At 57.0% G+C, this 14,443-nt stretch carries 13 protein-coding genes; 12 read left to right on the top strand and 1 reads right to left on the bottom strand.

Going from position 1 to position 14,443, the window contains the following annotated elements; genetic code table 11:
- Positions 1 to 261: 261 nt before the first annotated feature.
- From flhD to cheW, 6 genes are all read left to right on the top strand, one after another.
- Positions 262 to 612 (top strand): flagellar transcriptional regulator FlhD, encoded by a 351-nt coding sequence (flhD, locus tag A3466_RS08060; protein WP_003859693.1) that lies wholly within the window; start codon positions 262 to 264, stop codon positions 610 to 612.
- 2 nt (positions 613 to 614) lie between these two features.
- Positions 615 to 1,193, top strand: coding sequence for a flagellar transcriptional regulator FlhC (gene flhC / locus A3466_RS08055; RefSeq protein ID WP_003859695.1), 579 nt, complete (start codon positions 615 to 617; stop codon positions 1,191 to 1,193).
- Between the two features lie 123 nt (positions 1,194 to 1,316).
- Entirely contained in the window at positions 1,317 to 2,204 is an 888-nt protein-coding gene (gene motA, locus A3466_RS08050) for a flagellar motor stator protein MotA (protein WP_063450139.1), read from the top strand.
- Positions 2,201 to 3,130: a flagellar motor protein MotB gene (gene motB, locus A3466_RS08045; RefSeq protein WP_022648511.1), complete on the top strand. Its 930-nt coding sequence runs from the start codon at positions 2,201 to 2,203 to the stop codon at positions 3,128 to 3,130. Before motA ends, motB begins: the two co-directional genes overlap by 4 nt.
- Positions 3,131 to 3,134: 4 nt before the next feature.
- Positions 3,135 to 5,144 carry a chemotaxis protein CheA gene (cheA, locus tag A3466_RS08040; protein ID WP_063450138.1) on the top strand — a complete coding sequence of 670 codons (2,010 nt, stop codon included), beginning with the start codon at positions 3,135 to 3,137 and terminating at the stop codon, positions 5,142 to 5,144.
- A 19-nt stretch (positions 5,145 to 5,163) separates the two neighbouring features.
- Positions 5,164 to 5,667, top strand: coding sequence for a chemotaxis protein CheW (cheW, locus tag A3466_RS08035; RefSeq protein ID WP_003859699.1), 504 nt, complete (start codon positions 5,164 to 5,166; stop codon positions 5,665 to 5,667).
- Positions 5,668 to 5,764: 97 nt separating this feature from the next.
- On the opposite strand, the gene A3466_RS08030 is transcribed toward cheW, so the two are convergent.
- Positions 5,765 to 7,024, bottom strand: a complete 1,260-nt coding sequence (locus tag A3466_RS08030; protein WP_063450137.1) for a dicarboxylate/amino acid:cation symporter — start codon at positions 7,022 to 7,024, stop codon at positions 5,765 to 5,767.
- 426 nt (positions 7,025 to 7,450) lie between these two features.
- On the opposite strand from A3466_RS08030, the gene A3466_RS08025 reads away from it, so the two are divergent.
- The 6 genes from A3466_RS08025 to tar all read left to right on the top strand — a co-directional run bounded on the left by A3466_RS08025 (position 7,451) and on the right by tar (position 14,430).
- A complete protein-coding gene (locus A3466_RS08025; protein ID WP_063450136.1) occupies positions 7,451 to 8,023 on the top strand; it encodes a spore coat protein U domain-containing protein in 573 nt (190 codons plus the stop codon).
- Positions 8,024 to 8,030: 7 nt separating this feature from the next.
- Positions 8,031 to 8,579, top strand: coding sequence for a Csu type fimbrial protein (locus tag A3466_RS08020; RefSeq protein WP_063450135.1), 549 nt, complete (start codon positions 8,031 to 8,033; stop codon positions 8,577 to 8,579).
- A 16-nt stretch (positions 8,580 to 8,595) separates the two neighbouring features.
- Positions 8,596 to 9,357, top strand: coding sequence for a fimbrial biogenesis chaperone (locus tag A3466_RS08015; RefSeq protein ID WP_063450134.1), 762 nt, complete (start codon positions 8,596 to 8,598; stop codon positions 9,355 to 9,357).
- A complete protein-coding gene (locus A3466_RS08010) occupies positions 9,333 to 11,717 on the top strand; it encodes a fimbria/pilus outer membrane usher protein (protein WP_063450133.1) in 2,385 nt (794 codons plus the stop codon). The genes A3466_RS08015 and A3466_RS08010 overlap by 25 nt, the downstream gene beginning before the upstream one ends.
- Positions 11,714 to 12,676, top strand: a complete 963-nt coding sequence (locus tag A3466_RS08005; protein ID WP_063450132.1) for a Csu type fimbrial protein — start codon at positions 11,714 to 11,716, stop codon at positions 12,674 to 12,676. Before A3466_RS08010 ends, A3466_RS08005 begins: the two co-directional genes overlap by 4 nt.
- Before the next feature lie 86 nt (positions 12,677 to 12,762).
- Complete coding sequence (gene tar / locus A3466_RS08000) at positions 12,763 to 14,430, top strand: methyl-accepting chemotaxis protein II (protein WP_063450131.1); 1,668 nt, start codon at positions 12,763 to 12,765, stop codon at positions 14,428 to 14,430.
- Positions 14,431 to 14,443 lie beyond the last annotated feature (13 nt).

The following is a 14,443-nucleotide window of genomic DNA, read 5'->3' as shown; positions in this document are numbered from 1 at the left end:
GGGGGGGCTGCATTGTATGTGTCAAAACTGACGAGTAGAGTTTGCGTCGAATTAGGAAAAATCTTAGTTATTTGTAAGAAAAGATAAAATGTGTAACCGACATTTTGGCCATGTTAGCCGGTCACGCGCTTTACGACGTACAAACCTAAATTCAACTATGCATTTGGCCTTTTCTTTTTTATACCGGGTGATTTCCCGGCGACATCACGGGGTGCGGTCTTTCCGCATAAAAATAATTGTTGGTTATTCGGGATGGGAAAAATGCATACATCCGAGTTGCTAAAACATATTTATGACATCAATTTGTCGTATTTATTGCTCGCGCAGCGTTTGATTAGTCAGGACAAACCGTCAGCGATGTTTCGTCTGGGTGTGAACGAAGAAATGGCAACCATGCTGGGCGGATTAACGCTTCCGCAGATGGTCAAGCTGGCGGAAACTAATCAACTTGTCTGCCAGTTCCGTTTTGATAATCCCCAGACCATTACGCGTCTGACTCAGGAATCCCGCGTGGACGATCTGCAACAGATCCACACCGGTATTCTTCTCTCCACCCGCCTGCTCAACGAAATCAGCCAGCCTGATGACGTAGCCCGGAAGAAAAGGGCTTAACAATGAGCGAAAAAAGCATTGTTCAGGAAGCCCGTGACATACAGCTGGCGATGGAGCTGATCACGCTGGGCGCGCGTTTACAGATGCTGGAAAGCGAGACGCAGCTGAGCCGTGGACGTTTGATCAAGCTGTACAAAGAGTTACGTGGAAGCCCGCCGCCGAAAGGCATGCTGCCATTTTCAACTGACTGGTTCATGACCTGGGAACAGAATATCCACGCTTCCATGTTCTGCAACGCCTGGCAGTACCTGCTTAAAACGGGCTTATGCAGCGGCGTTGACGCCGTGATCAAAGCCTACAAACTTTACCTTGAGCAATGCCCGCAGCAGGAAGAGGGTCCTCTGCTGGCGCTGACGCGCGCCTGGACGCTGGTGCGTTTTGTTGAAAGCGGAATGCTTGAATTGTCGCGCTGCAACTGCTGTGACGGCAATTTTATTACCCACGCGCACCAGCCTGCGGGCAGCTTCGCCTGTAGTTTGTGCCAGCCTCCATCCCGAGCCGTAAAAAGACGTAAACTTTCCCGGGATGCTGCCGATATTATTCCACAACTGCTGGATGAACAGATCGAACACGCTGTTTAACCCGAACCTGTGGGCAAGATTCCAGCAGCGGTAAGCCATTACCGCTGCTTTTTTTTACCCTGCGTTCCGGTCATGCGCTCGAGATGAACGTCCTGCCATAGTCACTAGCGGAAGGATGATGTCGTGCTTATCTTATTAGGTTACCTGGTAGTTCTCGGTACAGTTTTCGGCGGTTACATGATGACCGGCGGGCACCTTGGAGCACTCTATCAACCGGCTGAACTTGTCATCATCGGCGGTGCAGGGGTAGGGGCTTTTATTGTTGGGAACAACGGTAAATCGATCAAGGGCACGCTGAAGGCGATTCCGCTGCTGTTTCGCCGATCAAAATACACCAAAAGCATGTATATGGATCTGCTGGCGCTGCTCTATCGTCTGATGGCCAAGTCACGTCAGCAGGGAATGTTCTCGCTGGAGCGCGACATTGAAAACCCGAAAGAGAGCGAAATTTTCGCCAGCTACCCGCGTATTCTTGCCGATGCGATGATGCTCGATTTTATCGTCGATTACCTGCGCCTGATCATCAGCGGCAACATGAACACCTTCGAAATTGAAGCTCTGATGGATGAAGAGATCGAAACCCACGAAAGCGAATCTGAAGTGCCGGCCAACAGCCTGGCGCTGGTGGGCGACTCGCTTCCGGCCTTTGGGATCGTGGCGGCGGTCATGGGTGTTGTTCATGCCCTGGCCTCGGCGGATCGCCCGGCGGCAGAACTGGGGGCACTGATTGCCCACGCGATGGTGGGAACCTTCCTCGGTATTTTACTGGCCTACGGCTTTATCTCCCCGCTGGCGAGCGTGCTGCGCCAGAAGAGCGCCGAAACCACCAAAATGATGCAGTGCGTAAAAATTACGCTGCTCTCAAACCTCAACGGCTATGCGCCACCGATCGCCGTCGAATTTGGTCGTAAAACGCTCTACTCCAGCGAACGTCCGTCGTTTATCGAACTGGAAGAGCACGTACGGACGGTGAAAAACCCTAACCAACAGACGACAACCGAGGACGCATGAAAAACCAGTCCCACCCGATCGTCATCGTAAAAAAGCGCAAGCATAAGGGGCACGGGCACGGTTCTCACGGCTCCTGGAAAATCGCCTACGCCGACTTTATGACCGCCATGATGGCCTTCTTCCTGGTGATGTGGCTGATCTCCATCTCCAGCCCGAAAGAGCTTATCCAGATTGCGGAATATTTCAGAACGCCGCTGGCGACGGCGGTCACCGGCGGGCCGCGTATTTCGAACAGCGACAGCCCGATCCCCGGCGGCGGTGACGATTACACCCAGCAGCAGGGCGAAGTCAAAAAACAGCCTAATATCGACGAACTGAAAAAACGGATGGAGCAGGCGCGCCTGAAAAAACTGCGCGGCGACCTGGATCAGCTGATTGAAGCGGACCCCAAACTGCGCGCGCTGCGTCCGCATCTGAAGATCGACCTGGTACAGGAAGGGCTGCGCATTCAGATCATCGATAGCCAGAACCGGCCGATGTTCAAAACCGGCAGCGCCGACGTGGAGCCCTATATGCGCGATATTCTGCGCGCGATTGCACCGGTGCTGAACGGCATTCCTAACCGCGTTAGCCTGTCCGGTCACACGGATGATTTCCCGTACGCCACGGGGGAGAAAGGATACAGCAACTGGGAGCTTTCTGCCGATCGCGCCAACGCCTCGCGACGCGAGCTGGTGGCGGGTGGGCTTGATGATGGCAAGGTCCTGCGCGTGGTCGGCATGGCTGCAACCATGCGCCTTACCGACCGCGGACCGGATGACGCCATCAACCGTCGTATCAGTCTTTTAGTGCTGAACCAGCAGGCGGAGCAGGCCATCCTGCACGAAAACGCCGAAAGTCAGAATGAGTCACTGGACGATTTAAAACAGCCTGGGGCCGTCCCTTCGGCTGCCGTTCCAACATCGCCACCAGCCAATCCGAGGTGATAGCGTGAGCATGGATATTACCGATTTTTACCAGACATTTTTTGATGAAGCCGACGAACTGTTGGCCGATATGGAGCAACATTTGCTGGATCTGGTGCCCGAAGCACCGGACTCAGAACAGCTCAATGCCATCTTCCGTGCGGCGCATTCCATTAAAGGCGGAGCCGGCACGTTTGGATTTACCATTTTGCAGGAAACGACCCATTTAATGGAAAACCTGCTGGATGAAGCACGACGCGGTGAGATGCAGCTCAATACCGACATTATCAACCTGTTTTTGGAAACGAAAGATATTATGCAGGAACAGCTCGACGCCTATAAAAGTTCGGCAGAGCCTGATGCCGCCAGCTTTGAATACATCTGCAACGCGCTGCGTCAGCTCGCGCTGGAAGCCAAAGGTGAGGCGTCTGCGCCCGTTGTTCCTGCGGCAAAACTGAGCGTTGTTGACGCCGTTGCTGAGCCAGATACGGCTCCTGAAGCGCCCGCAGGGAAACTGCGCGTGGTGCTGTCACGCCTGAAAGAGAGCGAGGTCAACCTGCTGGAAGAGGAGCTGGGCAACCTGGCGACGCTCAGCAACGTGGTGAAGGGCAAAGACAGCCTGGCCGCGACCCTCGACGACGGGATCGGCCAGGACGACATTGTGGCGGTGCTGTGCTTCGTTATTGAAGCGGATCAGATTGCTTTTGAAACCGACGCTGCGGCGGTTGAAGCGCCCGCTGCGGAAGAAAAGGCCCCTGCGGTGGTCCCTGCTGCCCCTGCGCTGAAGGCCGTGCCTAAAGAGACGGCATCGCCGGCGCGCGGTGAAAAACCGGCGGCGCGTTCCAGCGAGTCCACGAGCATCCGCGTGGCGGTAGAAAAAGTGGATCAGCTGATCAACCTGGTCGGTGAACTGGTTATCACCCAGTCGATGTTGGCCCAGCGCTCCAACGAGCTGGACCCGGTGACCCACGGGGATCTCATCACCAGCATGGGCCAGTTACAACGTAACGCCCGCGATTTGCAGGAATCGGTGATGTCCATCCGCATGATGCCGATGGAGTATGTCTTCAGCCGCTTCCCCCGCCTGGTGCGCGACCTGGCCGGCAAGCTCAACAAGCAAATCGAACTCACGCTGATGGGCAGCTCTACCGAGCTGGACAAAAGCCTGATTGAACGCATTATCGACCCGTTAACGCACCTGGTGCGTAACAGCCTAGACCACGGCATCGAACTGCCGGAAAACCGCGTGGCCGCCGGGAAATCGCCGGTTGGCAACCTGATCCTCTCTGCGGAACATCAGGGCGGCAACATCTGCATCGAAGTGACCGATGACGGCGCGGGCCTGAACCGCGAGCGTATCCTGGCGAAGGCGATTTCGCAGGGGATGGCGGTCAACGAAAACATGACCGATGAAGAAGTGGGCATGCTGATTTTTGCCCCGGGCTTCTCAACCGCAGAGCAGGTCACCGATGTTTCCGGCCGTGGCGTGGGCATGGACGTGGTGAAACGTAACATTCAGGAGATGGGCGGTCACGTTGAGATCCAGTCTAAGCAGGGCGCGGGCACCACGATTCGTATCCTGCTGCCGCTGACGCTGGCCATTCTTGACGGTATGTCCGTTAAAGTGGCGGACGAAGTCTTTATTCTCCCGCTGAACGCGGTGATGGAATCCCTCCAGCCGCGTGAAGAAGATCTCCATCCGCTGGCGGGCGGCGAGCGCGTGCTTGAAGTGCGCGGCGAGTACCTGCCGCTGGTGGAACTGTGGAAAGTGTTCGAAGTGGACGGGGCAAAAACCGAGGCGACGCAGGGTATCGTTGTGATCCTGCAAAGCGCTGGACGCCGCTACGCGCTGCTGGTCGATCAGCTGATTGGTCAGCATCAGGTGGTGGTTAAGAACCTGGAAAGTAACTACCGCAAAGTGCCGGGGATCTCTGCTGCCACCATCCTGGGTGATGGTAGCGTCGCGCTGATCGTCGATGTATCGGCACTTCAGGGATTAAATCGTGAACAACGTGTGGCGAACACAGCCGCCTGATTAAGTAAAAGGTAATAACATGACCGGTATGAGTAACGTAACGAAACTGGCGGGCGAGCCATCTGGGCAGGAATTCCTGGTTTTCACTTTAGGGGATGAAGAGTACGGGATCGACATTCTGAAAGTGCAGGAAATTCGCGGTTACGATCAGGTAACGCGCATTGCGAACACGCCAGCGTTTATCAAGGGTGTGACCAACCTGCGCGGTGTGATTGTGCCTATCGTGGATCTGCGCGTGAAGTTCAGCCAGGGCGACGTGGAGTACAACGACAACACGGTGGTGATTGTCCTGAATCTGGGGCAGCGCGTGGTAGGGATCGTCGTGGACGGCGTGTCTGACGTGCTGTCGCTGACCGCCGATCAAATCCGTCCTGCGCCGGAGTTTGCGGTCACGCTGTCGACGGAATACCTGACGGGTCTGGGTGCGCTCGGCGAGCGTATGCTGATTCTGGTCAATATTGAGAAGCTGCTGAACAGTGAAGAGATGGCGCTGCTGGATATCGCGGCGAATCACGTGGCATAAAATTAAAGCCGGGCGGCGGCGTCGCCTTACCCGGCCTACACATGGCTCGAACACGGAGGCCGGGTAAGCGTCAGCTTCACCCGGCTCTTTTGTAGCCTTACGCCTCCTGTTCCACCAGCTCTGCCTCCGCTTCCCGCGCCCCTTCATTCTGCGACAGCATCGCCGTCGCGATCCCGTTCCCCAGCACGTTGATGGCCGATCGCCCCATATCCAGGAAATGGTCAATTCCCATCAGTAGCAGGATCCCGGCGACCGGAATGTTAAAGCTCGGAATGGTTGCCGCCAGCACCACCAGCGACGAGCGCGGTACGCCCGCAATACCCTTCGAGGCCAGCATCAGCGTGAGCATCAGCACCGTCACCTCGGTGAAACTCAGGTGAATATTGTACGCCTGGGCGATAAACATCGAGGCGAACGAGCAGTACACCATGGAGCCGACCAGGTTAAATGAATAGCCGATTGGCAGGACGAAAGAGGCGATATTACGTGAACAGCCGAAGCGCGCTAGCTGCTCCAGCGTTTTTGGGTATGCCGCTTCTGAACTGCTGGTGGTAAACGCCACCAGCACCGGATCCTTCAGCATCGCCACCAGACGGAAAACCTCTTTTTTCAGCACCATGTAACCGACCGCCAGCAACACCAGACAGGTCAGGAGGATCGCCACATAGTAACCACCAATAAACGAGGCATAGTTCAGCAAAATGCCCAGCCCCTGCGTGGCAATCACCGACGAAATCGCTGCAAAAATGGCCAGCGGCGCAACGTACATCACGTAGCCCGTCACTTTAAGCATAATGTGGGACACCACATCCAGCGCCGCGACCAGCGGGGCGTTGAATTTTTGGCCCAGCGACGCGCCGCCAATGCCGAAGAACATCGAGAAGACCACAATTTGCAGGATCTCATTGTTGGCCATCGCGCCGGCAATGCTGGTTGGAATGGTGTGTGACAGGAAGGCTTTCAGCGACATCCCGCTCACGGCCAGGCCGGTATCAACCGTCTCTGTAGGAATGCTCAGGTTCAGACCGCTGCCGGGTTGTTCAAGGGTAACGATAAAAAGCCCCACCAGAATGGAAAGCACGGACGAGCTGATAAACCATACCATCGCTTTACCACCGACGCGTCCAATCGTCGACGTTTCACCCAGCCTCATAATGCCCACCGTCAGGGTGCTGAACACCAGCGGGGCAATCACCATTTTAATCAGCCGCAGGAAGATATCGGTCAGTAGCGTAATGTTCTCCGACCAGGCCTTAATCACGTCGGGTGAAGCATATTCATGGATTGCCGCACCTGAAAGAATACCCGCCAACATGAAAATCACGATGAAGAGCGTGAGTTTATTTGCACTTGCCACAAAAAGATCCTCAATGCGCTAAAAGAGTTTCCTGCGTTAATGCATACAAAATTTTTATTTAAGCGCAGGAAAATATTCGGGGAATAAATTGAAGTAAAGCTGAGTGACTTACAACTTGTTTTTAATTTTTATGAAATTTGTTGTTTTACGCGTGACGATATATTGTGACGCAGATCACACTACAGGCGATATATCCTCAAGCTAAGCAAAAATAATGCCCCTCTTTTTTTGCTAACCCTTTGTAATGTTTGTTAATAGCCTGTTAATTATGGCGGAGTTGTCCTCTTTTTGATGAAAGTGGTTGAAGTGCTAACCATAAACTAAATTCTCAATAACCGCGCCGGGGAATGTTTTAGCGGGGCTAACATACTGAACAGTATGAATAAAATATGGCAAGCGAACCTATAATCTTCTGGAGAGTGGTAAATGAAAAGAAAACTTCTTTTTATCTGCGCGGGCACGCTTCTGACGGCGACAACGGTCGGTCAGGCTCTCGCGGTCACCAGTAGCGGCACTATCGGCGCGACGCTGACGCTGACCAACGGCTGCTTGATCAACGGCTCGCCAACGCAAAACGGCATTAACTTCGGGACGCTCGATTTCGGCACCCATCCTGCTACGTTTTCAACGCTGACAACCCAGTTAACCGGTGCCAGCGGAGGAAACACCTTTACCATTCAATGTACCACCGCCAGCTATACGGTGGCGATCACTGGGAACACCAACGCAACCGCACCCGGAACCGTCGTCGGCACCCCAGGTACGCCGGGCCGCTATTTGGTTAACACCGCCAATGCGGCGCAGGGCGTTGCCTACAGCCTGTTCAGCGATAGCGGTTACAACAACGTGGTTGCGAACAATGCCGCGCTGCCGGTTGCCTCTACGGCGGGCGGGGTGGATAGCTACACCCTTTACGCACGCATCACGGGCGGCGGCAATAGCGTAACGGTCGTACCGGGAACCTATACCGACACGATTAACGTCAGCGTCACCTACTGATTCAGCCATGAAGGCACTGTGTTTATGTCTGCGCGTCAGCGCAGAGGGCCTCGTGCACCCTTTTTTGGCCCTGTTCGTCGGGCTGGTGCTGCTTCCCGACGCCAGGGCGGTGACGTCCCAGTCATTCAGGGTGAGCGCGACGGTGGTACCCGGATGCTCGGTAAGCACCGGCACCGGCGGGCGTTTCGGTACGCTAAATTTCGGGACCCGCAGCGGTGTGGAAAGCGCGCCGGTCAGCACCAGCTTTGTCGCCGACGGCGCGTTGTCCATTGCCTGTACGCCGGGCGTGGCGCTAAGCATGAGCATTAACGGCGGGCAGAACTACAGCTCGGTGCGGCGGATGACCCGTTCAGGCGGGACGGAGGTGGTTGGATACCGCCTCTACAGCAGCAGCTCTCTGGCCGCAAACAGTGAAATTGGGGTTAACCAGGCCATACCAATTACCTATACCAACAGCAATAACATCGCGCTGCCGCTTTTTGGCGTCGCGCTGCTGACCGGGTTTAGTCCGTCAGGAACTTATTCAGATCAACTCACCGTGACCTTGTCATGGTAGGAAAGGGAGAGCATCGATGAAGGCATTATTCAGGCGGTCAGGCCTGATAAGTCTGTTGGGGGTAACGGCCCTCGCGGCGGTAAAGGCGCAAGCAGCGGCAACCATTCTTCTGTGGCCCATCGATCCGTGGCTTTCGGCAGAGGCCAAAGCCACTGAATTGTGGATCCAGAACCAGGGCAACAGCGCCACGACAATGCAGATACGTATTGTGCGCTGGAAACAGGAGGGCGGATATGAGCGTTACACTGCCCAGCAGGATGTGGTCGCCAGCCCGCCGATTGTGACCATCGCAAACGGCAGTAAACAGCTTATTCGCCTGATCAAGCAGGGGACGATCCCGTCGGGCGTCGAGCAAGCCTACCGCATTATCGTGGATGAAATTCCCCAGCCGGATGCCAAAGCGGAACCGTCCCTCGGCCTGAAACTGCAAATGCGCTACTCCATTCCTTTATTCGTCTACGGCCAGGGGATCCCCACTCTCAATGAAGGAGCGCATCACGCGCTGGCGAACACGCAGCAACTCAGCTGGCGGGTCATTCAGGAGGAAGGAAAACCCGCGCTTCAGGTCCGCAATCAGGGGAACGTTCACGTCAGGCTCAGCCAGGTTGCGGTTGAGCAGGGCGGGCAAAAACGCACGGTTGCCGAGGGGCTACTGGGTTACGTGCTGCCAGGCAGCACCCGAAGCTGGCCGCTTCCGGCAGGGATTTATCAGCCGAATCGGATGAGCGCGCAAATTAATGCCAGGGATACGCAATGGCAATCGACGCCCGACAGCTGAAACCGGCGATGATAATGCTGCTTTGCGTCAGTACCAGCGCCTTTGGCGAAACCGGCGACGACAGTTTACCGCCGCCGCCGGACGCGCAGACGATGAACGGTGAAGCAGTATTCCAGCTCGCCCTGGTGCTGAACCACTATGACACGGGTCTGGTGGTGCCGGTGACGCAGCGCGAGGGCGCCTGGTTTATTTCAGGGGCAGATTTGCTTCGCGCCGGGCTGCCGCCGGAGCATGTGCCTGCCGGAGAGGTGAACCTTTCAACGCTTTCATCGGTACGCGTGGAGTATGACAGCAGCGCCCAGCGGCTAATGCTGACGGTCCCCCGGGACTGGGTTGCGGCGCGGATCACCTCGTTTAACGGTCAGAGCGCGCAAAGCAAACCGCATTACGGCCGGGGTGCGCTGCTCAACTACGACGTTTATACCAACCATACCGAGCACACGGGCGGCCAGGCGTCGCTGTGGCATGAGTTCCGCTATTTCAACGAAGACTATTCGTTTTCTTCAACAGGGTACGCCCGACAGAATTTCGCCGGAAGCAGCGGGCAGCAGGAAGGGTACGTGCGTTATGACTCGACCCTGCTGATCACCAATGAAGAGGATGCCACCACATGGACCGTCGGGGACGTTATCAGCGATGCGCTGAGCTGGAGCACCAGCGTGCGCATGGGCGGGATCAGCTACGGGCGCGACTTCTCCCTGCGTCCGGATCTGGTGACGTGGCCGCTGCCGGAGTTTTCCGGTGAGGCGGCGGTGCCGACCTCGGTCGATCTGTTTATCAACGGCTACCGTTCAGGCTCCACCCGGCTTCAGCCGGGGCCGTTTACCCTCACGAATCTGCCGTATATCAACGGCGCGGGGGATGCGGTACTGGTTACCACCGACGCGCTGGGGCGTCAGGTGAGCACCACGCTGCCGTTTTACGTCAGCAGCGATGTGCTGAAGCAGGGGTTAAGCGACGGCGCCGTGACGCTGGGCAGCCTGCGGCGCAACTACGGTATAGACAATTTCGACTATGGCCCGGCGGCGGGCAGCGGATCGTATCGCTACGGGTTGACCGACTGGCTCACGCTGGAAGGGCACGCGGAAGGGGCGGAATCGCTGGCGCTCGGCGGCGCGGGCACGGTGGTGAAGCTCGGGCGTTTTGGCGTGGTCAATACCGCTTATACCCAAAGCCGGATGCGCGGCGACGAAGGGGGACAGATGAACTGGGGCTATCAGTACAGCACCAGCGAGTTTAGCGTAGCGACCCAGCATACCCGACGCGATCGCGGCTTCGGCAACCTCGCCCTGTACGATCAACCCACCGTTTATGATGAATATGATAACCCCATTGCCAGCCTGAGCCGCAATACCGACCAGTACTCCTTAACCTTTAACCTCGGTGATTACGGCAATATCGGCGCGGCGTGGATCGGCGTTGAGAGTTTTGACAGCCGCAAAACCGAGCTGCTTAACCTCTCCTGGAGCCGCAATTTGTGGGGCTCAAGCAGTATTTATCTGGCTGCCAGCCGTGACCAGCAGCGAGGCGACTGGACGGTTGCGCTGTCGTTGCAGGTTCCCCTCGGCGAACGTGACAGCGCCGCCGTCACCTTTGAAAACACGCCTGACGCAGGCAGCACGCAACGCATTAACTATAACCACTCGATGCCGTCTGACGGCGGCTTTAGCTGGAACATGGCGTGGGCCAACCAGTCGCGGTCGAGTAACTATCAGCAGGCCACCCTCGGCTGGCGCAATAACAACGTTGAGCTTCAGGGCGGCGGCTACGGCGAGAAGGGCATGATGACCTGGTGGGGCGAGGCGATGGGATCCATCGTGCTGATGGACGGTGAACTGTTTGCGGCGAATAAAATCAACGACGCGTTTGTGGTGATCAGCACCGACGGACACCCGGACGTACCCGTCAGCTACGAGAACCAGCCGGTGGGGAAAACCAATAACAAAGGCTACCTGCTGGTGAGCGGCGTTTCTGCCTACTATCCGGCAAGCTACCGCATTGATACCCTGAACCTTCCGGCAGATACCCGGCTGAAGGAGACCGAACGTCGGGTAGCGATTCGTCGGCATAACGGCTATCTGGTGGATTTCCCGATGGAGCAGGAGCGGGTTGCCAGCGTGATCCTCCACGACGCGCAGGGCTATGCGATCCCGGTGGGAAGCCAGGTCAAACGCGCGTCCCGCAGCAGCGCGGTTGTCGGCTATGACGGCCTCGCCTGGCTGGAAAACCTCAACGATGTGAATCCACTGGAGGTTATCACCCCGGACGGTAAACGCTGTACCGCAACGCTGACCGTGGGCGCAAACCCCGAGCATAAGCTGCAAACCTACGGTCCGCTGACCTGCCGGGAGGCGCCATGAAACGTTTGATGATAGCCATACTGCTGCTGTTCTCGGGCAGCAGCTGGGCGGCCTGCACCGTCAGTACGGTGAACGCCTCGTTTGGCAGCGTCACCTCGTTCGCCCTGAGCAGCACGGGGGAGGTGCAAACCACCGGCACGCTGGTGGTCTCCTGCGATACGGTCCTTAACCTCCTCACCAACGACTCGGTGACGCTGACCTACACCTCGGCATCGATAGCCGCCAACAGCCGCGCCACCATGAAACGAACCGATAACGCGGCTATCGCGGACGTTATCCCCACGCGCCTGTGCGGTGCCACTGGCTGTGGCGGAAACAGTGAAGTGCAAATCAGTAAATCCTATACCTGGAGCGGCAACACCCTGCTCGGGCTGCTGGGGTCCAGACGCTACAACATTCCCCTTTATTTCCGTACCGTGCCGGGGCAGAACGTCACGGCCGGGCCGTACCAGGTGTTGCTAACGTTCAGCATCAACTACAACGTGTGCGCCGTTGGCGCGGTCGGGGCGTGCCTGACCCCGCAAACCGGCACGGCAACCACTTCTATCCTCCTTAATATGACCGTCACCAACGATTGCAGCACCATGACCACGCCGGACGTGAACTTCAACAGCGCGCCGCTGGTGCAAAATTTCCCCACCGTTTCGCAGTCGATCGCCGTCACCTGTACCAAAGGCAGCACCTACACCATAGGGATTAACAATGGCGCAAACGCTCTGAACAACGTTCGTCGTATGGTTAGCGGCAGTAACTTTATGAGTTACGACATCTATAAAGAGGCGACCAGCAACCGCTGGGGCGGCAGCGGCAGCGAGCGCTGGGCCAGCGCCAGCTCGTCCCAGGTCAGTACCGACGGGCTCTTACGCACCTACAACTACACCGCTAAAGTCCTGACCAGCCAGGCCACGCCGCCTGCCGGAACCTACAGCGACACGCTGATTGTTGACGTCGCGTTCTGATCCTCCGCGCTTTTCCCTTTCGCAAATGTAAAGTTCCCGTGGCCCGTGCCGATAACACCGTTAATCAATCGATGAGAAGGTGTTGTATGTTGAACCGTATCCGCGTTGTCACAATGCTAATGATGGTGCTGGTCATTTTCGCACTTCTTCAGCTTATTTCTGGCGGCCTCTTTTTCTCGTCTTTAAAACAGAACCAGGACAGCTTCGCGGCCTCGAACGATTTGCGGATGCAGCAAAGTGAACTCACCACGACCTGGGATCTGATGTTGCAGACGCGTATCAACCTGAGCCGCTCGTCCGCCCGTATGATGATGGACCCGAACAACCAGCAGAGCAGCGCCAAAACGGAACTGCTGAAGAACGCACGCGCCACGCTGGCAGACGCGGCAAAACACTACCACGCCTTCAAAAAAATCGCCCCTCAGCCCGCAATGGCGCAGGTGAGCGCGAATATAGATGAAAAATATCAGGCCTACTTTGCCGGTCTGACGGAGCTGGTGCAGTTCCTGGAAAAGGGCAATATGGATGCCTATTTCGCTCAGCCGACCCAGGGCATGCAGAACGCCCTCGGCGCAGCGCTCGGCGAATACGCCAAAGCCAGCGGCGAGCTTTATCACTCGGCGTTTACGCAAAGCCAGAACGACTACCGTTTTGCGAAATGGCAGATGGCGGTTCTCGCCCTCGCGCTGGTCATCGTGCTGATGGCCGTCTGGTACGGCATTCGCCATATCCTGCTGAACCCGCTTGGCCGCGTCATTGCGCATATCCGTGACATTGGCCGGGGCGATCTCACTAAAACGCTGACCGTTTCTGGCCGCAACGAGATGACCGAGCTGGCGACCAGCGTCGACCATATGCAGCGTTCGCTGATTGATACCGTCGCCAACGTGCGTGAGGGGGCGGATGCCATCTACACTGGCACGAGTGAAATCGCGATGGGTAACAACGATCTCTCGTCCCGTACCGAACAGCAGGCGTCTGCCCTGGAAGAGACGGCGGCCAGCATGGAGCAGCTCACCGCAACCGTGAAGCAGAACGCCGATAACGCCCGCCAGGCGTCTCAGCTTGCAGAAAGTGCGTCCGATACCGCCCAGCGCGGCGGTCGCGTGGTCGACGGCGTGGTGAAAACCATGCACGACATTGCCGACAGCTCGAAGAAAATCGCCGACATCATCAGCGTTATCGACGGCATCGCCTTCCAGACCAACATTCTGGCGCTGAACGCGGCCGTTGAAGCGGCGCGAGCGGGCGAGCAGGGACGTGGATTTGCCGTGGTCGCCGGCGAAGTGCGCAACCTTGCCAGCCGCAGTGCCAACGCGGCAAAGGAGATCAAAGCCCTGATCGAAGACTCTGTTTCACGCGTGGATACCGGCTCGGTGCTGGTGGAAAGCGCGGGTGAAACCATGAATGACATCGTGAATGCCGTGACGCGCGTGACGGACATCATGGGTGAAATCGCCTCTGCATCGGACGAGCAGAGTCGTGGTATTGACCAGGTCGCCCTGGCGGTATCGGAAATGGATCGTGTGACGCAGCAAAACGCCGCCCTGGTGCAGGAGTCCGCTGCGGCGGCCGCTGCGCTGGAGGACCAGGCGAGCCGCCTGAAAATGGCCGTCTCGGCGTTCCGTCTTACTTCAAAAACAACAAATACGGTCAGCTCGCGGTCGGCGTACGGCGAAGCGGCTCCGGCGCCCGTGACAGCACGTACGCGCGCAGCGGTGACCGGACAAGATGAAAACTGGGAAACATTTTGACTGACAATTAAAC

The sequence above is a fragment of the Enterobacter genomosp. S genome (assembly GCF_001631805.1).
Classification (GTDB): domain Bacteria; phylum Pseudomonadota; class Gammaproteobacteria; order Enterobacterales; family Enterobacteriaceae; genus Enterobacter; species Enterobacter quasihormaechei.
The sequence above is the reverse complement of the archived record's forward strand: the minus strand, read 5'-3'. Positions and strand labels throughout refer to the sequence as shown.

What these genes read in the sequence shown, in the direction of transcription:
- A3466_RS08010 (WP_063450133.1), top strand. Translation starts at nt 9,333, where the DNA reads ATGGCAATCGACGCCCGACAGCTGAAACCGGCGATGATAATGCTGCTT.
- motB (WP_022648511.1), top strand. Translation starts at nt 2,201, where the DNA reads ATGAAAAACCAGTCCCACCCGATCGTCATCGTAAAAAAGCGCAAGCAT.
- flhC (WP_003859695.1), top strand. Translation starts at nt 615, where the DNA reads ATGAGCGAAAAAAGCATTGTTCAGGAAGCCCGTGACATACAGCTGGCG.
- A3466_RS08015 (WP_063450134.1), top strand. Translation starts at nt 8,596, where the DNA reads ATGAAGGCATTATTCAGGCGGTCAGGCCTGATAAGTCTGTTGGGGGTA.
- cheW (WP_003859699.1), top strand. Translation starts at nt 5,164, where the DNA reads ATGACCGGTATGAGTAACGTAACGAAACTGGCGGGCGAGCCATCTGGG.
- flhD (WP_003859693.1), top strand. Translation starts at nt 262, where the DNA reads ATGCATACATCCGAGTTGCTAAAACATATTTATGACATCAATTTGTCG.
- A3466_RS08025 (WP_063450136.1), top strand. Translation starts at nt 7,451, where the DNA reads ATGAAAAGAAAACTTCTTTTTATCTGCGCGGGCACGCTTCTGACGGCG.
- A3466_RS08005 (WP_063450132.1), top strand. Translation starts at nt 11,714, where the DNA reads ATGAAACGTTTGATGATAGCCATACTGCTGCTGTTCTCGGGCAGCAGC.
- tar (WP_063450131.1), top strand. Translation starts at nt 12,763, where the DNA reads ATGTTGAACCGTATCCGCGTTGTCACAATGCTAATGATGGTGCTGGTC.
- A3466_RS08020 (WP_063450135.1), top strand. Translation starts at nt 8,031, where the DNA reads ATGAAGGCACTGTGTTTATGTCTGCGCGTCAGCGCAGAGGGCCTCGTG.